The organism is Streptomyces sp. NPDC043812, from assembly GCF_056436245.1.
The window spans coordinates 308,290-331,483 of sequence record NZ_JBWKCY010000005.1; the positions used below are offsets into that span (position 1 = coordinate 308,290).

Consider the following 23,194-nt stretch of genomic DNA (forward strand, 5'->3'; position numbering starts at 1 on the left):
CGGGGCCTTCGGCTTTTCAGCGCATCCTGCCCAGGCTCTCCCGGAGCCTGCGCGCGTCCCGCAGCCGCTGCTCGTACGTCGCCCCCACCGCGAGCAGCAGGAGCCCCACCAGGGCCGGCGGCAGCCAGCGGGGGAGGGCGCCGACGACCTGGACCACGTACGGCGCCAGCTCGTGCAGGGCGTCCAGGGCCAGGACCGTGCCGCCGAGCACGAGCAGCGCCTGAAGCCGCAGGCGTGCACCGGCGAGCGTGACCGCCAGCGCCGCGACGCCCAGCAGCAGCGGCCGCAGCCAGTGCTCGTCCCCCCAGGCGACGACGAGGCTGGGCACCAGGGTGGCCGCGAGACCCGGCCCGTAGGCCGTCCACGACGACGCCTGCGGGTCGCGGCGCCGGCGCAGCACGCCGACCACGAGCGCGGGGACGGTGACCGGCAGCGTGTACGCCTCCGGGGAGGCCACGTCGGAGGAGAACAGCCGCACCCAGGTGGCCAGCACGAACAGCACCGCGGCCAGATACCCGGCTGCCGGGCGCCGCTCGGCCCGCACGGCCGTGGCCGCGGCGATCACGCCGCACAACGCCAGGACCAGCGCGAGCGACGGGCTGTCGCCGGTGGCGAGCAGCACGGCGAGGAGGCCCGCCGACCCCGCGGTGGCCTCCACCGGCAGAGCGACGGGGTGGCGCCTGAGCCGTGCGCCGGCGAGCGCGCCCGCGACAGGCACGAGCAGCAGCACCAGAGCCGCCCGGTGGGCCGGCAGGCCGGCCGCGGCCGCCCCGGCGCCCGCCAGGCCCGTGGCGGCCAGCGTTGCCGCGCAGGCCAGGAGCGCCTGTACAGCGGCACCGGCCGCCCGGAACGCGGCGGCGACAAGAGCCAGGAACAGCACACCGAGCACGGTGAACGTCGCCGGACGTGTCGCCAGCGACAGCAGGGCGACGCTCACCGAGGCGATCAGTCCGCACAGCAGGGCCGTCGACGCGACGGCCGACAGCGAACCGCCCGCGGGGCCGCGACGGACGCCGAGCGCCAGGAGCGCCACCGTCAGCACCGACTGCCACGCGAGCCCCGCCGCGTAACCGAGATCGAGTACGGCGGGCACGACGAGCAGCGCGGCCCAGCCGAGGACGAGCGCGGCACGGACGGCGGCCGCGTGCAGAGCCCCCGGCCGGGGGGCCTTCGGTGTGACCGGAGACCATGGCGTGCGCACCTCGGGGCCGGGCGCAGCTTCGGTGGGCGCCTCGCCGGAGGCCGGCGTGGCCGGCAGACGGCGCGACGCGAGCGCCGCCGACGCCGCGAGGAGCACCAGGACCACCGGGGTCGCCGGCAGGGTGGACAGCGGGAGGTCCAGGGCGAGCGCCTCACGGGTGCCCGCCGGAGTCGAGGACCAGATGTCGCCGAGCAGCGTCGCCGGTCCGGCCAGGGACAGCAGGGTCAGCGGGACCGCCGACAACGCCGCCGCTCCGTGGACCACGCCCGCCGCGACGGCGAGCCCGCGCACCACGCCGCGCGGCAGCGAGGCACGGACCACGGCCAACAGGGCCGTGGCGCACAGCAGATACCCGAGCACGGCCCAGCCGGCAGGCACCGCGGTACGGACCACGCCGCCGACCGCGGCGACCGCGGCCAGAGCCGCCACCACCGACGTGGCGACCGCAGCGGCCGGCAGACGCCAGGCAGCGAACAACGCCACCCCGGCCCCGGCGAGGAGCAGCACCGCCGGGACGGCGGCGGACGCGGGCGTCCCGGCGTCCAGCGACTGCCAGACGCCGATCAGCAGTGCGGAGCCGCCCGTGACGGCCGCGGCCACCGAGGCGAACCCGCGCACCACCGCCGGACGCGTCCACAGCACCAGCGCGACGTCGAGCACCGCGGTCAGCAGTAGCGCCCACTCCATCGGCGGCGCGCCCGCGCCCGCGGTCAGCGCCCACAGCGGGAGCGGCAGTTGTCCGGCCACCACTGCCGTCGGCAGCGGGGAACGCAGGCGGGGCAGGGACAGACCGTAGGCCGACCACCCGGCGGCGAGCAGAGCGGACGCGCAGGCCGTGTACCCGAGGCCGTCGGTGTCCGGCAGCACGGCTCGGTGCAGGGCGTACGCGTCGAGCACCGTCAGCACCATGCCGAGCACTGCCACGGACTCGGCCGTCGAGACGAGGCTCCGGCGCAGCAGTACGACCGGCGTGCCCAGGGCCGCCAACGTCACCGCGCCGAGCACTGCCGAGCGGCCGCCGATGCCCATGTGGCCCCAGCTGACGAGAGTGAACGCGATCGCCGCGATGCTGAGCAGAATGCCGCCGAGCGTGAGCAGGACGTTCTGCACGTTGGGCGGCGAGGTTTCGGCGGGCGGCTTCGGGCCGACGGGCCAACCGCTCGCGTGCGGAAAGGACGGCGCGGCGGCGGGCGGCCGCAGCGCGGCGAGCAGCCAGGTGCGGCGGGCCAGCAACTGGGCCCGGCGTGCGTCGAGTTGCTGAAGCTCGCGGTCGAGGATCGCCAGTTCCTCGGCGGGCGGCGGAACGTTCTCCATGGCGGCAGTGTGGCGGCGGCCACAACGCCCGGCCATGGGCGCGCGTACTCAGATACGCCCTGAGTACCTTCCGGCCGCCCCGCCCTGGCGCAGACTGGAGCCATGGACTGGTGCCGTTACCGCTTCCGCAGTGTCTGGGACCTGCCCGCCGATCCCGACGCCGTGTACCAGGCGCTGGAGCGGGCGGAGGACTACCCGCGGTGGTGGCCGCAGGTGCGTGAAGTGATCGCCACCGGGGAGGAGTCCGGCACCGCCCGCTTCCGTTCCCTCCTGCCGTACGACCTTCGCGTCACCGCCCGTGCGCACCGCCGTGACCCGGCCGCCGGGGTGCTCGAGATCGCCTTGGGCGGGGATCTCGAAGGCTGGTCGCGCTGGACGGTGCGTGCGCACGGCGGCGGCACGCGGGCGCTGTACGAGCAGGAGGTGGAGGTGCGCAAGCCGCTGATGAGGCGGCTGGCCGTGCCGTGTCGCCCCTTCTTCCGGGCCAACCACGCACTGATGATGCGCGGCGGGCGGCGGGGGCTGGCCGCGTACCTGGAAGCGGTTTGAAGGAAGGGCGCGACGCCCTGTATGGTTCAGTGCGTTCCCGGGCGATTAGCTCAGTGGGAGAGCGCTTCGTTCACACCGAAGAGGTCACTGGTTCGAAACCAGTATCGCCCACCGGGAGAGGCCGGTCCGTCAGCAGACGGACCGGCCTCACTGCGTTTCCCGGGTGCTATTGCAGCCCGCTGTCGAGGGCGCCCATCAACGAGCCGCTCGGGGTGTCGCCGGACATCTCCCAGATCATCGCGCCCAGCAGGTTCTCGGACTTGATGTAGGCGGCCTTCTGCCCGATGGACCACGTGTCGTCGAACGACCACCACTGGCCGTTCGCGCCCTGGTACCCGTAGGTCGCCACCGACTGGGTGTCGTGGTGGACCGTCATGTTCGGCACCATGGCCAGGAGGTTCTGGTAGCCGCGGGTGCCGGCCTCCTCCGGGAACTGGCCCGGTGCCGCGCCGTTCGCGCTCTGCCACTCACCGTTGACGCCGCCGGCGGCGACCTCCTTCCAGCCGCGCCCGTAGAAGGGGAAGCCGATGGTGAGCTTGCGTGGGGAGACCCCGGCGCTCAGATACTTCTGCACCGCACCGTCGATGCTGAAGTCGTTCGGGTACGGCGACTGGGTGTCGGGGTACAGGTTGGCCTGGTGTCCGGTGCGGTTCGGCTCCCAGGAGTTGTCGCTGCCCGCGCCGTGGAAGTCGTATCCCTGGACGTTGGCGTAGTCCATGTCGGCGAAGATCTTCGACAGGTCCCAGCCCGCGTCGATCTTCTTCGGGTCCGCCGGGGTGAAGGCGGTCAGCAGTTTGCGCTCGCCGCCCAGCGCATCGAGCTGCTTGCGGAACTCCGCGATGAGCGCGGTGTTGTTGGCCTTGTCCGCGGTGCTCCAGTGGTTGCCCGGATGGCCGTCGGGGGAACCCGGCCACTCCCAGTCGAGATCGATGCCGTCGAAGATCCCCGCCCCGACGCCGGGTCCGCCCGCGCCGTTGTACACGGGCAGATCGCCCTTGATGTAGGTGTCGATGCAGGACTTCACGAACTTCTTGCGGGAGGCGTCGGTGGCCGCGACGTCGGAGAAGTACTTGGAGAAGGTCCAGCCGCCGAGCGAGATGACGAACTTCAGATGCGGGTGCTTGGCCTTGAGCTTCTTCAGCTGGTTGAAGTTCCCGCGCAGCTTGCCCCAGCCGTCGTCCGCGACACCGTCCACGGACTGGGAGGCTGCGAATGCGCGGCCGTAGTCCGCCTCGGCGTCGCCCGCCCCGTCGCCCTCGTTCGGGTCCTGCGGGTTGCCGGACACTCCCTTGGTGACTCCCTGCAGGCAGGTGAGATCGACCGGGTCGATGTTGCCGAAGGCGTAGTTGATGACATCGAGCTTGGCGGCGGCTCCGGAGGTGTCGAGGTTCTTCACGAAGTACTGGCGGCCGTAGATCCCCCACTGCACGAAGTACCCGACCTTGGCGTGGCCGCCGCCGCCGACCGCCTCGTCGGTCGTGACGGACAGGGTGTTGGAGGCGGGGGAGGGGTTGTCGGCGGCGTCGCGTGCCTTGACGGTGAACTGGTAGGTGGTGGAGGGGGTCAGCCCCGTGACCGTGGTGCTCAGGGTGGTCGCCGGGACGCTCGTCACCAGTGTCGTACCGCGGTGGACGTCGTAGGCGGCGACGCGGCTGTTGTCCGTGGCCTCGTTCCAGGCGAGGGAGACGGTGGACGAGGTCTTGCCGGTGCTCCGCAGAGTGCCCGGGGCGGTCGGTGGGACGGTGTCGCTCGCCGGGTCGACCGTCGTCGCGGTGACGGGCGCGCTCCCCGGACCGAGGTTGCCGCGGCTGTCCTTGGCGCGGACGGTGAAGCTGTAGGAGGTGGCCGGGGTCAGATCGCGCACGGTCGCCGTCGTGGTCGCGGTGGTGGTGACGACGGTGGAGCCGCGCAGCACCTCGTAGGAGGCAACGGGGTGGTCGCCGGGCGTGGCCGCACTCCACTTCAGGTTCACGGTGCGGGCGGTGGTGTCGGTGACGGTCAACCCGCCGGGCGCGGACGGAGGCGTGGCGGGGCTGCCGTCGCACTTGTCGCCGTTGATCAGACAGCCGGTCGGTGCGGTGAGCGGGCCCGAGGCGACGAACCAGTAGCTGTACGGCTCGGTGGTGCCGTTCGCCGGGACACCGGAGTTGTAGTGCGCCGGAGTCACCGTGACATGCGATCCGTTGACGGCGGCGGTGCCGTTGTGGTGCTGGCTGATCGTCACACCCGGCGGCAGGTCGAACTCCAGGCTCCAGCCGTTCACGGCAGCCCCGGAGTTGTTCCTGACGACGAACGTGCCCTTCCACCAGGAACCGTTGTCGGCACTGGTGAACGTGGCGGTGAGCGGGCCCGCGGCCCGGGCTTGTCCGGCGCCGAGACCGGTGAGCCCGGCCAGTGCCAGCAGGAACGCGACGAGGACGGCGAGAAGTCTGCGGCGGGGTGGCGGCATGGACCTGATTCCTGTGGACACGGCTCTCCTTGAGGTGGGGGTGGGGAGGGACGTCCCGTGTCTCCGCTTCTCAAGAAACTGAGTAGGTGCGAGTGCGTCAACGACGCGGCCCGCCGTGTGGGCTGTACCAATGGAGTGCCGCAGGGGACTCCCCCCACGCTCCGGCCCCTGGAAAGGCGTAGACCAATTCCGGGAGATTTTGCTTCCTCTTGACCGATGCCGTCCTTCGGTCTGTCGAGGGCAACTCCCTTTGCCGTGACGCTCTTGACGCGGTACTCGCGCTCCGCTTCAATCCGCCACGCAGGTCCAGACCAATCGTGGCGCCGCGACAGGTCCGCAATACCGTCCCCACCTTCACCGGGAGGTCACGTGCGTACCAGACTTCGCCTCCTGGCCGGCCTGAGCGCGGCGTTGCTCGCAGCAGCCGCCGCCATCGGCCTGCCAGGCACCGCCCAAGCCGCCAACCTGCTCACCAACCCCGGATACGAGACCGGCAGCCTCTCGGGCTGGTCGTGCAGCGGCGGGCTCGGCTCCGTCGTCAGCAGCCCCGTGCACAGTGGTACGAAGGCCCTCGCCGGAGCCGTCACCGCTGCCGACAGCGCCACGTGCACGCAGACCGTCCAGGTGCAGCCCAACACTGCCTACACCCTCTCCGGCTGGGTCCGCGGCAACTACGTCCACCTCGGCGTCACCGGCGGACCGTCCGCCTGGACCCCGTCCGCCGGCGCGTACACCAAGCTCACCGTCTCGTTCACGACCGCGGCCAACCAGAGCAGCGCCCAGATCTACCTCCACGGCTGGTACGCCCAAGGCACCTACCACGCGGACGACATCAGCCTCGACGGCCCCGGCGGCGGAGGCGGCGACACCCAGGCGCCCACCGCCCCGACCAGCCTTCGTTCCACGGGCAAGACCTCGTCCAGCGCCACGCTCGCCTGGAACGCCGCCACCGACGACACCGGCGTCACCGGCTACGACGTCTACCGCGGCGGCACCCTGGCGACCACCGTCAGCGGAATCACCGCGACCGTCACCGGACTCGCCGCGAACACCTCGTACAGCTTCACCGTCCGGGCTCGCGACGCCGCCGGCAACGTCTCCCCCGCGTCGGCCGCCGTCGGCGTCACCACGGACCCCGGCGGAGGCGGCGGCACCGGGTTCAAGCAGGCCGCGCCCTACCTCTACCTCGGCTGGGGCGACCCGCCGAGCGTCACCTCCGTGATGAGCGCCACCGGCATCAAGTGGTTCACCATGGCGTTCATCCTGTCCTCCGGCGGCTGCAACCCCGCCTGGGACGGCAACCGGCCGCTCACCGGCGGAACCGACCAGTCCACCATCAACGCCATCCGCGCGGCCGGAGGCGACATCGTGCCCTCCATCGGCGGCTGGAGCGGCAACAAGCTCGGCCCCAACTGCTCCACCCCCGAAGCGCTCGCCGGTGCCTACCAGCGGGTCATCGACGCCTACGGCCTCAAGGCCATCGACGTCGACATCGAGAACTCCGACGAGTTCGAGAACGAGGTCGTGCAGGACCGCATCCTCAACGCACTCAAGATCGTCAAGCAGAACAACCCGGGCCTGAAGACCGTCATCACCTTCGGCACCTCCACCACCGGACCCACCTGGTGGGGCAACCGCCTCATCGAGCGGGCCCAGGCACTCCAGGCGGACATCGACGTCTTCACGATCATGCCGTTCGACTTCGGCGGTGGCGCCGACATGTACGGCAACACCGTGAACGCCACCGAAGGGCTCAAGAACAAACTGAAGTCCACGTTCGGCTGGGACGACGCCACCGCCTACGCCCACATCGGCATCTCCGGCATGAACGGACTCAGCGACCAGCAGGAACTCACCAGCACCGCGGCCTGGACCCAGATCAAGGACTGGGCCAACTCCCACCACATCGCACGGCTCGCCTTCTGGTCGGTCAACCGCGACCGGCCGTGCCCCGGCGGCGGAGTGACCAGCAACTGCTCCGGAATCAGCCAGAGCAACTGGCAGTTCACCTCCATCACCGCCCAGTTCACCGGCTGAGCCGGCCTCCGCGGCCGTGCGCCACCGCACGGCCGCGGACCGGCAGTCCTACGCGGCCGCCGGCAGCTCCGGGCGCAGCGGCCACGCCGGATCGACCGGCTCCGGCACACCGCTGCGGGCGAACCACGCCTGCAGGCCACGCGCCTGCGCCGCATGCCACACCGCCTGCAGCGTGTGCAGCTCCGCCGCCGACAGCCGCTCCAGGCGTGCCGCGAAACGCCTGCCCACCGCCCGTGCGACCTCGAGCGCCGCCAGCGCGTCGGCCGCCGCGTCATGCGCCCCGTCGAGCACCACCTCGTACTCGGCGCACAGATCCGTCAGCGTGCGCCGGCCCTTGCGATACCGGTCCAGGTGCTTGTCCAGTACCCGGGGATCCAGCACGCACAGCGGCACGCTCTCCAGGTAGCGCGCCAGTGACGACGCCCGGTGCCTGCGCAACTCCCGGTCCAGGATGGTCAGATCGAACGGTGCGTTCATCACCACCAGCGGACGGGACACCGCGCACTGCTCCGCCAGCGTCCTCGCTATCTCCTCCATCACCGGCGCCGGCCACCGGCCGTTGCGCTGGAGGTGATCATCCGTCAGGCCGTGGACCTCGGTGGCGCCCGGCGGTACGGGCACCCCCGGATTCACCAGCCAGCGCGTCACGCGTGGCCGTCCGCCCGGCGTGTCCTGGACGACCACGGCGGCCGACACGATCCGGTCCACCTCGACGTCCACTCCGGTTGTCTCCGTGTCAAATGCGGCCAGCGGGCCGTCGAACCAGTGCGTCATCCCCGAACTCCTCGCACGTTCCTGGCAGATGGCGACAACCCCTGCCCGAAACGGTGATACCCGGGCTGTTTGCGCACTACGCCGGACGGTGACAACACAGGTGACGGGGAAGGACATTGCCATGGCGCTCGCCCAGCCCGAGCCGGGAGGGCTGTCCCCTGCAAGCGGGAGGGTCCCCCAGCCCCAGCGGACAGTTCCGCTGCGCGGAGCACTCGCCACCACCGCCTGCATGGAGACACTTCAGGTGGGCTATCTGCATGCGGTCGCGGCCGCGGCGGGGTGCTCCCTGTCGCAGCCGTTCCCGGACAACGGCATCGACTGGCACGTCAGCCACAGTTCGGCACGCCACACGGTCGACGACGAAGTGACCATCAAGGTGCAGCTCAAGTGCACCTACCAGATCCCACCGCACCCACCGGGACCGGCGTTCTCCTTCACTCTCGACAACGACCATCTGGTGAAGCTGGCCCGCACCCCGGTCTCCGTGCACAAGATCCTGGTCGTGATGCTCGTCCCGAGAACGCAGGACGAATGGCTGCGCGCCAGCCACGACCGGCTCGACCTGCGGCACTGCTGCTACTGGACCAATCTGGCGGGCCAGCCGGTGACGGGCAGGCGCCGCACCACCGTGCGGATCCCGACCACGCGGATCTTCGACGACCGCGCGCTGTGCGAGATCATGACGCGCGTCGGAGCGGGAGGCAGACCCTGATGCACAGGCCCTTCGACGAGTACGCCCACCCGGCCGTGCTGCCGGGCACCCGCCCCCGCCCCACCGCCGATCCGCCCGGACCCTGGGGCGGGCAGCCGGACCCTGACCCCGCCCAGGTCGACCCCGCCGTCCTCGGCGCCCTGCTCGACCGCCACGGCTGGCGGCGGCGGGGTGGGGCCGCCGGGAGATACACGCGCTGGACACCGCCCGGCCCGGCGGCCGGCGGCACCAGCCTTCTCGTGCCCGAGAGCCGCGCCTTCCCCGACTGCGAGGACCTGCTCGGCGAGGCCATCACCGCGCTCGCCCGCAGCGCCGCCCCCTCCGCCCGCGACGTGCTCGTCGGTCTCACCGTGCCCAGCGACGAGATCCGTTGGTGGCGCGATGTGCCCCAGGGCCCGTCCGGCACCGCCTCCTGGACCGCGCAGGAGCAGCTGCGCTCCGCGGCCCGCCAGATGCTGCTGGCCGGCGCGCTCGCCGTCCGGGCACGCGCCGGGTACTACGGCGCGCGCCACCGCAGGCAGGCGCAGGCATCGCTCGCGGGTGTGCTGGTCGGTCCGGCGCCCGGCGGGCGCACGCTGACCGCCTTCGTCCCCGTACAGACGGGCCGCGCGGTCGCCGTGCGGCTGTCGCACGCGCTGCAGGCCGCCCGCGAGGCCGTCGACTACCAGCGGGCGGCGGGCGGGATGGAGGCGTTCGACGCGGCGGTCCGGGCAGGGGTGAGCCGAGAGCTGACCGAGGCCGTGATCGCACTAGTCCGAGGCTCGGAAGGAGCCCGCATTGCCCTGGAGTGGTCGCCGGCCGCGGGAGTGCCCCAAGGGTGCGCGGCCCGGATGGAGCCCGTCGAATTCTCCGCGGGCGACCTGCCGGCGCTCCGCGCCGCCGGGGCACGCTACCTCCAGGACGAGCCCTCCGTGCCCGTGCGGCTGACGGGCGCCGTGGTGCGGATGCGCCGCTCCGGACCCCGCGGCGCCGGCACCGTACGGCTGCGGGTGCTGGCCGGTGCGGAGGTGCCGCACGTACGGGTCGCGCTGGACGAGGAGTCCTACCGCACCGCGGGCCATGCGCATCTGGAGGGGCTGCCGATCCGCGTGGTCGGCAGGCTGGAGAGCCGCGGCGGCTTCCGCAGACTGGCCGACGCCTCCCACGTGGTGCCCGTCCCGGTCGACGACGCCGAGCGGGACCGGCTGCTGAAGTCGCTCCAGGAGAATCTGGACTTCTTCGAGGAAGCGGGCGACGGGGACGAGCCGGACGAGGAGTAGCGGCCACGGGTAAGTGTTTCGCGAGCGGTCCCTCCGGCTCGGTACGATTCCGTATTGCACGCGCTGTACCCGGCTCGTGCGTACGCCTTCAGTCAGGAGAGACCGGTGTCAGACGTCCGTGTGATCATCCAACGCGATTCCGAGCGGGAAGAGCGCGTGGTGACGACGGGGACTACGGCCGCCGACCTCTTCGCCGGCGAGCGCACCATCGTGGCCGCCCGCATCGCCGGCGAGCTGAAGGACCTCGCCTACGAGATCAAGGACGGCGAGGAGGTCGAGCCCGTCGAGATCTCCTCCGAGGACGGCCTCAACATCCTGCGCCACTCCACCGCGCACGTCATGGCCCAGGCCGTGCAGGAGCTGTACCCCGAGGCCAAGCTCGGCATCGGCCCGCCGGTCAAGGACGGCTTCTACTACGACTTCGACGTCGAGAAGCCCTTCCACCCCGATGACCTCAAGGCCATCGAGAAGAAGATGCAGGAGATCCAGAAGCGCGGCCAGCGCTTCTCGCGCCGCGTCGTCACCGACGAGGCCGCACGCGAGGAGCTCGCGGACGAGCCCTACAAGCTGGAACTGATCGGCCTCAAGGGCTCGGCCTCCAGCGATGACGGCGCGGACGTCGAGGTCGGCGCCGGCGAGCTGACGATCTACGACAACCTGGACGCCAAGACCGGTGAGCTGTGCTGGAAGGACCTCTGCCGCGGTCCCCACCTGCCCACCACCCGCTTCATCCCCGCGTTCAAGCTGATGCGCAATGCTGCGGCGTACTGGCGCGGCAGCGAGAAGAACCCGATGCTGCAGCGCATCTACGGCACCGCCTGGCCGTCCAAGGACGAGCTGAAGGCGCACCTCGACTTCCTCGCCGAGGCCGAGAAGCGCGACCACCGCAAGCTGGGCAACGAACTCGACCTGTTCTCCGTCCCGGAGCAGATCGGCTCCGGCCTCGCGGTCTTCCACCCCAAGGGCGGCATCATCCGCCGGGTCATGGAGGACTACTCGCGCAAGCGGCACGAGGAGGAGGGCTACGAGTTCGTCTACACCCCGCACGCCACCAAGGGGAAGCTCTTCGAGACCTCGGGCCACCTGGACTGGTACGCGGAGGGCATGTACCCGCCCATGCAGCTCGACGAGGGCGTGGACTACTACCTCAAGCCCATGAACTGCCCGATGCACAACCTGATCTTCGACGCGCGTGGCCGGTCCTACCGCGAACTGCCGCTGCGTCTCTTCGAGTTCGGGACCGTGTACCGGTACGAGAAGTCCGGCGTCGTGCACGGCCTGACCCGTGCGCGGGGCTTCACCCAGGACGACGCGCACATCTACTGCACCAAGGAGCAGATGGCGGACGAGCTCGACTCGACGCTCACCTTCGTGCTCAACCTGCTGCGCGACTACGGTCTGACCGACTTCTACCTGGAACTGTCCACCAAGGACCCGGAGAAGTTCGTCGGCTCGGACGAGGTCTGGGAGGAGGCCACCGAGACGCTGCGGCAGGTGGCCGAGAAGCAGGGCCTCCCGCTGGTCCCGGACCCGGGCGGCGCGGCGTTCTACGGTCCGAAGATCTCCGTTCAGGCGAAGGACGCGATCGGCCGCACCTGGCAGATGTCGACCGTGCAGCTCGACTTCAACCTGCCGGAGCGCTTCGACCTGGAGTACACCGGCCCCGACGGCACCAAGCAGCGGCCGGTGATGATCCACCGCGCTCTGTTCGGAAGCATCGAGCGGTTCTTCGCGGTGCTGCTCGAGCACTACGCGGGTGCGATGCCGCCGTGGCTGGCGCCGGTGCAGGCGGTCGGCATCCCGATCGGTGACGGGCACGTCGAGTATCTGCAGCAGTTCGCCGCGGACGCGAAGAAGAAGGGCCTGCGGGTCGAGGTGGACGCCTCCTCCGACCGGATGCAGAAGAAGATCCGCAACCAGCAGAAGCTGAAGGTCCCGTTCATGATCATCGTCGGTGACGACGACATGAACGCCGGCACGGTCTCCTTCCGCTACCGGGACGGCTCGCAGGAGAACGGCGTCCCGCGCGAGGAGGCCCTCGCGAAGCTCGCCGACGTGGTGGAGCGCCGCGTCCAGGTCTGATCCGGAACACAGCTGCGAGGGGCGGTCCCGTCAGGGGCCGCCCCTCGCCTCATGCAGCCACCGGCGGCGAATATGCTGGCTCGCATGACGACTGAGCCGGAGCAGCAGATCGGAGTCGGGGCGCCTGACTCGTTCCAGCGCCTGTGGACGCCTCACCGGATGGCGTACATCCAGGGAGAGAACAAGCCGACCGGCCCGGGGGCCGACGACGGCTGTCCGTTCTGCTCGATCCCGTCGAAGTCCGACGAGGACGGCCTGATCATCGCCCGCGGCACGAAGGTCTACGCGGTGCTCAACCTGTATCCGTACAACGGCGGGCACCTCATGGTCGTCCCGTACCGCCACGTCGCGGACTACACCGAGCTCGACGACGCGGAGACCGCCGAGCTCGCGCAGCTGACCAAGCAGGCCATGCACGCCCTGCGCGCAGCCTCCGGTGCCCACGGCTTCAACATCGGGCTCAACCAGGGCAGCGCCGCCGGTGCCGGCATCGCCGCCCATCTCCACCAGCACATCGTGCCGAGGTGGGGTGGCGACACCAACTTCATGCCCGTCGTCGGGCACACCAAGGTGCTGCCGCAGCTGCTCGCCGACACCCGCACGATGCTCGCGGACTCCTGGCCCGTCTGACGCCCGCAGCGGCCTGGCCCGCCGGGTGGCGGGCCAGGCGGCACTCACGCGTCGTAGACGTCGGCCCTGCCCGGTGACGGGTCCTGGACAGCACCGCTGACGATCATCGAGCGGTTGCCGAAGCGCTCCGTGTCGACGCCGTTCTCCTCCAGGACCTTGAGCGCGGCGGCGTGCGCCGCACGCAGCACCGGCGTGGCCGCGCGCATCGCGTCGTCGGCCATGAACCGGTGCCGCCACGGCTTCTCGGCCCAGGCGTGGCGCAGCCCGAACGGCTCGGGCAGCACCAGCTTGCCGCCGAGGAAGTCCAGGACCGGCGGGTACCAGGTGAAGGGCGCGCGGACCGCGAGCCGCACGACCTCGGGCGCGTCCACGAGCGGGAGCACCCGGTCGACGGTCTCCCAGAACCTGACCGTCTTGCTCACGGTCACCGTCTTGGGCTCGGGCTTGGTGGTGAACAGGGAGTGCACCGGGCCCAGGGCATGACCGGTCACCTCGACGCGCAGCGTCTCGTGCAGGACCGTGACAGTGATCATCATGGTGATCACCAACTGGCCGTCCCACAGCGTGAACTGCACACCGAGGTAGTGCCGGTTGCCGCCGCCGAACTGCTGGTGGTTGCAGATGCGCTGTATCTCGTGGGGCCTGACCACGAAGGTGTCCACGTCCGGGCCCTCGGGCCGGGCGACGGCCGCAGCGTTCTCGCCGACCGGGGACACGATCCAGTTCTTCACGGACGGGGTCGGGAAACCGCCGGAGTTGAGCGGTCCGCGCTCCAGCAGCTTGAGCTTGCCCTCGATGGCCCGTATGACGTCCCAGCTGCGGAACTGGTTGATGTCCTTGCCCGGTTCCTTGGAGACGAGCTCCTCGGCCATCTGCCAGCTGCCCCAGCGGGTGCCCATGCCGAGTATGCCCTTGGGGCCGGCATAGAAGACGACGTTGGACTGCTGCTCGGCGGTGAGCTTGTGCAGACCCTGGCGCAGCTGTTCGCGGGCGGTCTCGTTGGGATTGCCGGGAACGGCCTCGGGGACCTTGGCGCCGATGCCGCCGCCCGCGAGCAGGCTGTCCCAGCGGGCGCGCATGTCCTTCGCGGTGGACTCGCAGATACGTTTGGCGAGCAGCCAGCCGACGACCGGGGCGACGATCATGCCGCGGATGTAGAGGCCCCAGACTCCGTCGAACGGCAGCCGCAGCAGGAGGATGACGGCCAGCCCCCCGACGCCGACCAGTAGCAGCGTCCCGAGGGCTCCGGCGCGCTTGTTCGCCGCGCCGGCGATCGTGCGGCGCAACTGGAACACGCCCATCCACAGCAGCAGTCCGGGCAGGAACAGCAGCCCGCACAGGGCCATGACCGCCGTCAGCTTCGCGTCCCGCTCCTTGCGGATACGGGATGCCGCCAGACAGTGCTCGACCACCGACTGCGGGTCTGTGCCGAAGGACTGGACCAGCGGCTTGCGGGCTCCGCCGAGCATCCGTACCTGGACCGCGCGCGAGAACGCCTCGCCCAGATTCGGCTCGAAGAGCGTGAACTTCCCCTTCTTCACCTCGGACTTGTGCCACTCGCTGTTGGCCTTGAGCACCTCGGCGAGCGGACTGTCGCGGTACGCCGCCGAGGCGAGCGCATGCGTCGCCGCGGTCTGGCCGGCCGACCCCATGAGCGGGACCTGAGCCCCGGGTGTGAAATCGAATCCGTCTGTCACTGCCGCCCCCATCGCCGCAAGCGTTCGCACTGCGGCCTGTTCCCAACTACCGCGCCCCGCACACCTGGTGAGCTGGGCACCTCAGCGTATCGGGGGCGGGCGGTCCGCGGCAGTGGACATCGCCATGCACAGGCGTGGGGGACCGGGGTGCCGCCCGCCGGCTGTGCGGACCGGCGGGCGGCACCGGACTACGCGGCTCCCGCCTCCCCCTGCTCGCGCATGCGGTCGGCGACCTGCTGGGGCATGGCCTCGTGACGGGCGTAGGTGCGGCTGAACTGGCCCGTGCCGTGGGAAATGGAGCGGAGATCGACGGCGTACCGGCCGATCTCGATCTCCGGCACCTCGGCCCGCACCAGCGTGCGGGAACCGCCTGCCTGTTCGGTGCCGACGACCCGGCCGCGCCGACCGGACAGATCGCTCATCACCGGGCCCACGTACTCGTCCGACACCAGCACCTGCAGTTCCGCCACCGGTTCGAGCAGATTGATGTGCGCCTCGGCCGCCGCCTCGCGCAGGGCGAGGGCGCCCGCCGTCTGGAAGGCCGCGTCGGAGGAGTCCACCGAGTGCGCCTTGCCGTCCCGCAGGGTGATGCGCACGTCGACGAGGGGGTAACCGGCGACCACGCCGCGGGCGGCCTGTGCGCGCACCCCCTTCTCCACGGACGGGATGAACTGCCGCGGCACCGCGCCGCCCACGACCTTGTCGACGAATTCGATGCCCGAGCCGGGCGGCAGGGGATCGACGTCGATCTCGCAGATCGCGTACTGGCCGTGGCCGCCGGACTGTTTCACATGGCGGCCGCGTCCTCCGGCGCTCTCCCTGAACGTCTCGCGCAGCTGCACCTTGTGCGGTACGACGTCGACCTGCACGCCGTAGCGGTTGCGGAGGCGTTCGAGGGCGACATCGGCGTGTGCCTCGCCCAGGCACCACAGCACGACCTGGTGGGTGGCCTGGTTCTGTTCGAGACGCATCGTCGGGTCCTCGGCGGCCAGCCGGGTCAGTCCCTGGGACAGCTTGTCCTCGTCGGCCTTGCTGTGGGCCCGGATGGCGAGCGGCAGCAGCGGATCGGGCATGGTCCACGGCTCCATGAGCAGCGGATCGTCCTTGGCCGACAGGGTGTCCCCGGTCTCGGCGCGGGAGAGCTTGGCGACGCACGCGAGGTCCCCGGCGATGGCGTGGGGGAGCGGGCGCTGCTGTTTGCCGAAGGGGGCTGACAGGGCGCCGACGCGTTCGTCGACGTCATGGTCCTCGTGTCCGCGGTCCGCCAGTCCGTGCCCGGACACATGCACCGTCTCGTCGGGGCGCAGGGTGCCCGAGAAGACCCGGACGAGCGAGATACGGCCGACGTACGGGTCGGAGGCGGTCTTGACCACCTCGGCGACGAGAGGGCCGCCGGGATCGCAGGTGATCTGCGGGCGGGCCGCGCCCTCGGGCGAGGTCACCGCGGGCGCCGGGTGTTCCAGCGGGGTCGGGAAGCCGCCGGTGATCAGTTCCAGCAGTTCGACCGTGCCGAGGCCCTGCCGGCCGCCGTCGGTCGCCGGGGCGGCCGCCAGGACCGGGTGGAAGGTGCCGCGGGCGACGGCCTTCTCCAGATCGTCGATGATCGTCTTGAGGTCGATCTCCTCACCGCCCAGGTAGCGGTCCATCAGGGTCTCGTCCTCGCTCTCGGCGATGATCCCCTCGATGAGCCGGTTCCGGGCCTCCTCGATCAGCGTCGTCTGGGCGGGGTCGGGCGGGGTCTCCTTCCGTTCGCCCGACGTGTAGTCGAAGATCTTCTGCGTCAGCAGGCCGACCAGGCCGGTGACCGGTGCGTGCCCGTCGGGCCCCTGGGGTCCGTACTGCGGCAGGTACAGCGGCAGCACGGCATCGGGGTCGTCGCCGCCGAAGATCTGCCCGCAGACGCCGGTGAGATCCTCGAATCCGGTGCGCGCGGTCTCCAGGTGGGTCACGACGATGGCGCGCGGCATACCGACCGCCGCGCACTCCTCCCACACCGCTCGGGTCGCGCCGGCGACGGCGTCGGCCTCCTGTGCGGCGGACACAACGAAAAGGGCCGCGTCCGCAGCTCGCAGACCGGCCCTCAGTTCGCCGACGAAATCGGCGTATCCGGGAGTGTCCAACAGATTGATCTTGCACCCGCCCCATTCGAGAGGGACGAGGGAGAGCTGTACGGAGCGCTGCTGGCGGTGCTCGATCTCGTCGTAGTCCGAGACCGTTCCGCCGTCTTCGACGCGGCCGGCCCGGTTGACAGCTCCCGCGGTCAGTGCCAGGGCCTCGACCAGCGTCGTCTTGCCCGAACCGCTGTGGCCGACCAGCACCACATTCCGTACGGATGCGGGGTGGTCGGCCGTTACTGCTCTGCCGGCGGCTCCGGGGTGGGTGTGCGACTTGTCGCCCATGATCTTGCCTCCCGATCGATTGCACGGCGAGGAGGGAAAGCCGCGGGCGCGGGGAGCCGGGTGGGACCCGGAACGGGCGTCCGGGTCAGGCTCCGGCGATGCCCGCGGTGGTCCTTCGAGCTTTCCACTGTCGTCACTGTGCGTCCATACGTCGGACGCCGCAGCCCCTACCCGGGTCCCGGCCGTACGCCACGCGGGTCGTGGCTACGATGGGCCAGCCGGTGGCCGTAGGGGCCACTCGGCCCACCGGACCCTCGGGAAGGCCATGCTGAACAAGTACGCGCGTGCATTTTTCACGCGTGTCCTCACACCGTTCGCCGCGTTTCTGCTCCGCCGCGGGGTGAGCCCCGACGCCGTGACGCTCGTCGGCACGGCCGGAGTGATGGCGGGAGCACTGGTCTTCTTCCCTCGAGGGGAGTTCTTCTGGGGCACCATCGTCATCACGCTGTTCGTCTTCTCGGATCTTGTCGACGGGAACATGGCGCGGCAGGCGGGCACCTCCAGCCGCTGGGGCGCGTTCCTGGACTCGACGCTCGACCGGGTCGCCGACGGCGCGATCTTCGGCGGCTTCGCCCTCTGGTACGCGGGCCAGGGCGACAACAACATGATGTGCGCCGTGGCGATCTTCTGCCTCGCGAGCGGCCAGGTCGTCTCGTACACCAAGGCACGCGGAGAATCGATCGGTCTGCCCGTCGCCGTCAACGGCCTCGTCGAGCGCGCCGAACGTCTGGTCATCTCCCTGGTGGCCGCCGGACTCGCGGGACTCCACGGCTTCGGCGTGCCCGGGATCGACATCCTGCTGCCGATCGCGCTGTGGATCGTCGCCGTCGGCAGCGTCGTGACACTGGGGCAGCGGGTGGTGACCGTGCGGCGCGAGTCCGCGGAGGCGGAAGCGGCCGCGGCCGCCGACCAGAGCGGAGCGGATGCCGCGTGATGCGAGACCGGCTGACCGATGCGCTCTACGGACTGGGCTGGGGCGCCGTCAAGAAGATGCCCGAACCGATGGCCGCCGCACTCGGCCGCACCATCGCGGACGCGGCCTGGAAGCGGCGCGGCAAGGGAGTCCTGCGACTGGAGTCCAATCTCGCCCGCGTCGTGCCCGACGCGGGCCCCGAGCGTCTCGCCGAACTGTCCCGGGCCGGCATGCGGTCGTACATGCGGTACTGGATGGAATCCTTCCGCCTCCCGAGCTGGAGCCTGGAGCGGGCACAGCACTGCTTCGACGGCAAGGACATCCACCGTGTGACGGACGGCCTCGCCGCCGGCAAGGGCGTCATCATCGCGCTGCCGCACCTCGCCAACTGGGACGTCGCCGGGATCTGGGTCACCCGCGGGCTCGGTGTCCCGTTCACCACGGTCGCCGAACGACTCAAGCCGGAGACCCTGTACGACCGCTTCGTCGCCTACCGCGAGAGCCTCGGCATGGAGGTGCTCCCGCACACCGGCGGTTCCGCGTTCGGCACGCTCGCCCGGCGGCTGCGCGACGGCGGTCTCGTCTGCCTCGTCGCCGACCGGGACCTGTCCGCCTCCGGCGTCGAGGTGGACTTCTTCGGTGACAAGGCCCGGATGCCCGCGGGCCCCGCGCTGCTCGCGCAGCAGACCGGCGCGCTGCTGCTGCCGGTGACCCTCTGGTACGACGAGACCTCCGTGATGAAGGGCTGCATCCATCCGCCCGTCGAGGTGCCCGAGTCAGGTACGCGGGCGGAGAAGACGTCCTTGATGACACAGGCAATGGCCGACGCCTTTGCCGGTGGGATCGCAGACCACCCGGAGGACTGGCACATGCTGCAGCGGCTCTGGCTCGCCGACCTCGAGGAGCGCCGCGCGTGAAGATCGGCATCGTCTGTCCGTACTCGTGGGACGTGCCCGGTGGCGTCCAGTTCCACATCAGGGATCTCGCCGAGCACCTGATCCGCCTCGGCCACGACGTCTCCGTTCTCGCTCCGGCCGACGACGAGACGCCGCTGCCGCCGTACGTCGTCTCCGCCGGCCGTGCCGTCCCCGTGCCGTACAACGGTTCCGTGGCACGGCTCAACTTCGGCTTCCTGTCCGCCGCCCGGGTGCGGCGGTGGCTGCACGACGGCACGTTCGACGTCATCCACATCCATGAGCCGGCCTCGCCGTCGCTCGGGCTGCTGTCGTGCTGGGCCGCGCAGGGCCCGATCGTGGCGACGTTCCACACGTCCAACCCGCGCTCGCGCGCCATGATCGCCGCGTACCCGATCCTCCAGCCCGCCCTGGAGAAGATCAGCGCCCGGATCGCCGTGAGCGAGTACGCGCGGCGCACGCTCGTCGAGCACCTCGGCGGCGACGCGGTCGTCATCCCCAACGGCGTCGACGTCGGCTTCTTCGAGAAGGCAGAGCCGAAGGCGGAGTGGCAGGGCGACACCATCGGCTTCATCGGCCGCATCGACGAGCCCCGCAAGGGCCTGCCGGTCCTGATGAAGGCGCTCCCGGCAATCCTCGCCGAGTGCCCCGACACCAGGCTGCTGGTCGCCGGCCGGGGCGACGAGGAGGAAGCCGTCGCCTCGCTGCCGAAGGAGATGCGCTCGCGCGTCGAGTTCCTCGGCATGGTCAGCGACGAGGACAAGGCACGGCTGCTGCGCAGCGTCGACGTCTATGTGGCGCCGAACACCGGCGGCGAGAGCTTCGGCATCATCCTCGTCGAGGCGATGTCGGCGGGCGCACCGGTGCTCGCCGCGGACCTGGACGCCTTCGCCCAGGTACTGGACCAGGGCGCGGCGGGGGAGCTGTTCGCCAACGAGGACGCGGACGCCCTGGCGGCTGCTGCCGTGCGGCTGCTGGGCGACCCCCAGCGCCGCGCCGAACTGCGCGCCCGGGGCAGCGCGCATGTGCGGCGCTTCGACTGGTCCACGGTGGGTGCCGACATCCTCGCCGTGTACGAGACGGTGACGGACGGCGCGGCATCGGTGGCCGAGGACGAGCGCACGGGGTTGCGCACCCGCTTCGGACTGGCGGCGCGGGACTGAGGGCACCGGGGCGACGTGACGCGCACGAGCGGGCCGGGCACGGCAGGGTGACCAGGTCCGCCGCCCGTCCGACGGCCCGGTAGCCTTGCCGCCCGTGAGCACCCTGATCTGGATCGTCGTCGCGCTCGTGGCCATCGGTATGTACCTCAGCTGGACCGCCGGGCGGCTCGACCGGCTGCATGCCCGTATCGACGCCGCCCGCGCCGCGCTCGACGCCCAGCTGCTGCGCCGTGCCTCGGTCGCCCAGGAGCTCGCGACCTCCGGGGTACTCGATCCCGCCGCCTCGATCGTTCTGTACGAGGCCGCGCATGCCGCCCGTCAGTCCGAGGAGGAGCACCGAGAGGTCGCCGAGAGCGAGCTGAGTGCCGCACTGCGGGCCGTGTTCGGGGAGGCCGCACAGGTCGAGGCGCTGCGAGAGGTGCCGGGCGGCGAGGACGCGGCGGGCGAGCTCGCGCAGGCGGTGCGCCGCGTGCCCATGGCGCGCCGGTTCCACAACGACGCGGTGCGGGCCGCCCGCGCGCTGCGCCGGCACCGGAAGGTGCGCTGGTTCCGGCTGGCGGGCCACGCTCCGTTCCCGCTGGCGTTCGAAATGGACGACGAGCCGCCGGTGGCACTGGCGGACCGGCCCGCCTGAACCTTGCATGGCACGGCGAAAACGATCCACCGCCTGTTTATTGGCCCTTGATGTGGACTGGTACCTGGATGTTCCATCGGTGAGCATCACAACGTCGTCATCGAGTGAGGTCTCCGTGTCCAGCACCCCCACCCCGCAGTCCCCCGCGACCGGCACCGCGCGCGTGAAGCGCGGCATGGCCGAGCAGCTCAAGGGCGGCGTGATCATGGACGTGGTCAACGCCGAGCAGGCGAAGATCGCCGAGGATGCCGGCGCCGTCGCCGTCATGGCCCTCGAGCGCGTGCCCGCCGACATCCGCAAGGACGGCGGAGTGGCCCGGATGTCCGACCCGAACATGATCGAGGAGATCATCGAGGCGGTCTCCATCCCCGTGATGGCCAAGTCCCGCATCGGCCACTTCGTCGAGGCCCAGGTGCTCCAGTCACTCGGCGTCGACTACATCGACGAGTCCGAGGTGCTGACCCCGGCCGACGAGGTCAACCACAGCGACAAGTTCGCGTTCACCACGCCGTTCGTCTGCGGCGCCACCAACCTGGGTGAGGCCCTGCGCCGCATCGCCGAGGGTGCGGCCATGATCCGCTCCAAGGGCGAGGCCGGCACGGGCAACGTCGTCGAGGCCGTCCGCCACCTGCGCCAGATCAAGAACGAGATCGCCAAGCTGCGCGGCTTCGACAACAACGAGCTGTACGCCGCCGCCAAGGAGCTGCGCGCCCCCTACGAGCTCGTCAAGGAGGTCTCCGAGCTCGGCAAGCTGCCGGTCGTGCTGTTCTCCGCCGGCGGTGTGGCCACCCCGGCCGACGCCGCGCTGATGCGCCAGCTCGGTGCCGAAGGCGTCTTCGTCGGCTCCGGGATCTTCAAGTCCGGCGACCCGGCCAAGCGCGCCGCCGCGATCGTGAAGGCCACCACCTTCTACGACGACCCGAAGGTCATCGCCGACGCCTCCCGCAACCTGGGCGAGGCCATGGTCGGCATCAACTGCGACACCCTTCCCGAGACCGAGCGCTACGCCAACCGGGGCTGGTAATGACCACGCCCGTGATCGGTGTCCTGGCGCTCCAGGGCGACGTACGGGAGCATCTGATCGCCCTGGCCGCGGCCGACGCCGTGGCCAGGCCGGTCAGGCGGCCCGAGGAACTGGCCGAGGTCGACGGACTGGTGATACCCGGCGGCGAGTCGACGACCATGTCCAAGCTCGCCGCGCTGTTCGGCATGGCCGAGCCGCTGCGTGAGCGCATCGCGCGGGGCATGCCCGTCTACGGCACCTGCGCCGGACTGATCATGCTCGCCGACAAGATCCTCGACCCGCGCTCCGGACAGGAGACGTTCGGCGGCATCGACATGATCGTCCGTCGCAACGCGTTCGGCCGGCAGAACGAGTCCTTCGAGGCGGCCGTCGAGGTCCGCGGTGTCGAAGGCGGCCCCGTCGAGGGCGTCTTCATCCGCGCCCCCTGGGTGGAGTCCGTCGGCGCCGAGACCGAGGTGCTCGCCGAGCACGACGGCCACATCGTCGCCGTACGCCAGGGCAACGTCCTCGCGACGTCCTTCCACCCCGAACTGACCGGCGACCACCGGGTGCACGCCCTCTTCGTCGACAGTGTGCGCGCGGGAGGGTGACGCGATCCCGGTAGGATCTCTCGGGTTCGTTCAGTAAAGGGTTACGCGAAGGAGACAGGCAGATGTCCGGCCACTCTAAATGGGCTACGACGAAGCACAAGAAGGCCGTGATCGACGCCAAGCGCGGCAAACTCTTCGCGAAGCTCATCAAGAACATCGAGGTCGCGGCCCGCACCGGTGGCGCTGACATCGAAGGCAACCCGACCCTCTTCGACGCCATCCAGAAGGCGAAGAAGAGCTCCGTCCCGAACAAGAACATCGACTCCGCGGTCAAGCGCGGCGGCGGCCTCGAGGCCGGCGGCGTCGACTACGAGACGATCATGTACGAGGGTTACGGCCCGAACGGTGTTGCGGTTCTCATCGAGTGCCTCACCGACAACCGCAACCGCGCCGCCTCCGACGTCCGCGTCGCCATGACCCGCAACGGCGGTTCGATGGCCGACCCGGGCTCGGTGTCGTACCTGTTCAACCGCAAGGGCGTCGTCATCGTCCCCAAGGGCGAACTGACCGAGGACGACGTCCTGGGGGCGGTCCTGGACGCGGGCGCCGAAGAGGTCAACGACCTCGGCGAGTCCTTCGAGGTGCTCAGCGAGGCCACCGACCTGGTCGCGGTGCGCAGCGCCCTGCAGGAGAACGGCATCGACTACGACTCCGCCGAGGCCAACTTCGTCCCGACCATGCAGGTCGAGCTGGACGAGGAAGGCGCACGCAAGATCTTCAAGCTGATCGACGCACTGGAGGACAGCGACGACGTGCAGAACGTCTTCGCCAACTTCGACGTCTCGGACGAGGTCATGGAGAAGGTCGACGCCTGAGCCGGCTCCTTCCACGACGGGCCGACGGGGACACCCCC

18 protein-coding genes and 1 tRNA gene are annotated in these 23,194 nt (G+C 70.7%); 14 read left to right on the forward strand and 5 right to left on the reverse strand.

What is annotated here, in order from left to right:
• Positions 1-16: 16 nt before the first annotated feature.
• A complete protein-coding gene (locus AC067Z_RS10605; RefSeq protein ID WP_478789099.1) occupies positions 17-2,515 on the reverse strand; it encodes an SCO7613 C-terminal domain-containing membrane protein in 2,499 nt (832 codons plus the stop codon).
• 102 nt (positions 2,516-2,617) lie between these two features.
• On the opposite strand from AC067Z_RS10605, the gene AC067Z_RS10610 reads away from it, so the two are divergent.
• A complete protein-coding gene (locus tag AC067Z_RS10610) occupies positions 2,618-3,064 on the forward strand; it encodes an SRPBCC family protein (protein ID WP_478789100.1) in 447 nt (148 codons plus the stop codon).
• Positions 3,065-3,103: 39 nt separating this feature from the next.
• Positions 3,104-3,175: transfer RNA gene (locus AC067Z_RS10615), tRNA-Val, on the forward strand.
• Between the two features lie 55 nt (positions 3,176-3,230).
• Here the strand turns inward: AC067Z_RS10615 and AC067Z_RS10620 are convergent.
• Positions 3,231-5,513 (reverse strand): glycosyl hydrolase family 18 protein, encoded by a 2,283-nt coding sequence (locus tag AC067Z_RS10620; protein WP_478789143.1) that lies wholly within the window; start codon positions 5,511-5,513, stop codon positions 3,231-3,233.
• 369 nt (positions 5,514-5,882) lie between these two features.
• Between AC067Z_RS10620 and AC067Z_RS10625 the strand changes: the two genes are divergently transcribed.
• Complete coding sequence (locus tag AC067Z_RS10625) at positions 5,883-7,550, forward strand: carbohydrate binding domain-containing protein (protein WP_478789101.1); 1,668 nt, start codon at positions 5,883-5,885, stop codon at positions 7,548-7,550.
• Positions 7,551-7,598: 48 nt separating this feature from the next.
• Here AC067Z_RS10625 and AC067Z_RS10630 read toward each other — a convergent pair whose 3' ends face one another.
• Complete coding sequence (locus AC067Z_RS10630; protein ID WP_478789102.1) at positions 7,599-8,324, reverse strand: exonuclease domain-containing protein; 726 nt, start codon at positions 8,322-8,324, stop codon at positions 7,599-7,601.
• 121 nt (positions 8,325-8,445) lie between these two features.
• Here AC067Z_RS10630 and AC067Z_RS10635 point away from each other — a divergent pair, with 121 nt between their 5' ends.
• The 4 genes from AC067Z_RS10635 (at position 8,446) to AC067Z_RS10650 (ending at position 13,007) form a co-directional block, all read left to right on the forward strand.
• A complete protein-coding gene (locus AC067Z_RS10635; RefSeq protein WP_478789103.1) occupies positions 8,446-9,036 on the forward strand; it encodes a DUF4365 domain-containing protein in 591 nt (196 codons plus the stop codon).
• A complete protein-coding gene (locus AC067Z_RS10640) occupies positions 9,036-10,295 on the forward strand; it encodes a hypothetical protein (protein WP_478789104.1) in 1,260 nt (419 codons plus the stop codon). Before AC067Z_RS10635 ends, AC067Z_RS10640 begins: the two co-directional genes overlap by 1 nt.
• Before the next feature lie 105 nt (positions 10,296-10,400).
• Complete coding sequence (gene thrS / locus AC067Z_RS10645) at positions 10,401-12,377, forward strand: threonine--tRNA ligase (protein ID WP_478789105.1); 1,977 nt, start codon at positions 10,401-10,403, stop codon at positions 12,375-12,377.
• A 72-nt stretch (positions 12,378-12,449) separates the two neighbouring features.
• Entirely contained in the window at positions 12,450-13,007 is a 558-nt protein-coding gene (locus tag AC067Z_RS10650) for an HIT family protein (RefSeq protein WP_478789106.1), read from the forward strand.
• A 44-nt stretch (positions 13,008-13,051) separates the two neighbouring features.
• Here AC067Z_RS10650 and AC067Z_RS10655 read toward each other — a convergent pair whose 3' ends face one another.
• Both AC067Z_RS10655 and AC067Z_RS10660 read right to left on the reverse strand, forming a co-directional pair.
• A complete protein-coding gene (locus AC067Z_RS10655; RefSeq protein ID WP_478789107.1) occupies positions 13,052-14,716 on the reverse strand; it encodes a hypothetical protein in 1,665 nt (554 codons plus the stop codon).
• A 176-nt stretch (positions 14,717-14,892) separates the two neighbouring features.
• On the reverse strand, positions 14,893-17,103 hold the full coding sequence (locus tag AC067Z_RS10660) for an elongation factor G-like protein EF-G2 (RefSeq protein ID WP_478789108.1): 2,211 nt from the start codon (positions 17,101-17,103) through the stop codon (positions 14,893-14,895).
• A 265-nt stretch (positions 17,104-17,368) separates the two neighbouring features.
• Between AC067Z_RS10660 and pgsA the strand changes: the two genes are divergently transcribed.
• From pgsA to AC067Z_RS10695, 7 genes are all read left to right on the forward strand, one after another.
• The gene (gene pgsA, locus AC067Z_RS10665; protein ID WP_478789109.1) at positions 17,369-18,037 is read left to right on the forward strand and encodes a phosphatidylinositol phosphate synthase; all 669 of its coding nucleotides are present in this window, start codon (positions 17,369-17,371) and stop codon (positions 18,035-18,037) included.
• On the forward strand, positions 18,037-18,933 hold the full coding sequence (locus tag AC067Z_RS10670; protein ID WP_478789110.1) for a phosphatidylinositol mannoside acyltransferase: 897 nt from the start codon (positions 18,037-18,039) through the stop codon (positions 18,931-18,933). Before pgsA ends, AC067Z_RS10670 begins: the two co-directional genes overlap by 1 nt.
• Positions 18,930-20,093 carry a glycosyltransferase family 4 protein gene (locus AC067Z_RS10675; protein ID WP_478789111.1) on the forward strand — a complete coding sequence of 388 codons (1,164 nt, stop codon included), beginning with the start codon at positions 18,930-18,932 and terminating at the stop codon, positions 20,091-20,093. Before AC067Z_RS10670 ends, AC067Z_RS10675 begins: the two co-directional genes overlap by 4 nt.
• Before the next feature lie 139 nt (positions 20,094-20,232).
• Positions 20,233-20,727: a hypothetical protein gene (locus AC067Z_RS10680; RefSeq protein ID WP_478789144.1), complete on the forward strand. Its 495-nt coding sequence runs from the start codon at positions 20,233-20,235 to the stop codon at positions 20,725-20,727.
• A 115-nt stretch (positions 20,728-20,842) separates the two neighbouring features.
• Positions 20,843-21,751 carry a pyridoxal 5'-phosphate synthase lyase subunit PdxS gene (pdxS, locus tag AC067Z_RS10685; RefSeq protein ID WP_478789112.1) on the forward strand — a complete coding sequence of 303 codons (909 nt, stop codon included), beginning with the start codon at positions 20,843-20,845 and terminating at the stop codon, positions 21,749-21,751.
• On the forward strand, positions 21,751-22,341 hold the full coding sequence (pdxT, locus tag AC067Z_RS10690) for a pyridoxal 5'-phosphate synthase glutaminase subunit PdxT (RefSeq protein WP_478789113.1): 591 nt from the start codon (positions 21,751-21,753) through the stop codon (positions 22,339-22,341). The genes pdxS and pdxT overlap by 1 nt, the downstream gene beginning before the upstream one ends.
• Before the next feature lie 62 nt (positions 22,342-22,403).
• Positions 22,404-23,156 carry a YebC/PmpR family DNA-binding transcriptional regulator gene (locus AC067Z_RS10695; RefSeq protein WP_478789114.1) on the forward strand — a complete coding sequence of 251 codons (753 nt, stop codon included), beginning with the start codon at positions 22,404-22,406 and terminating at the stop codon, positions 23,154-23,156.
• Positions 23,157-23,194 lie beyond the last annotated feature (38 nt).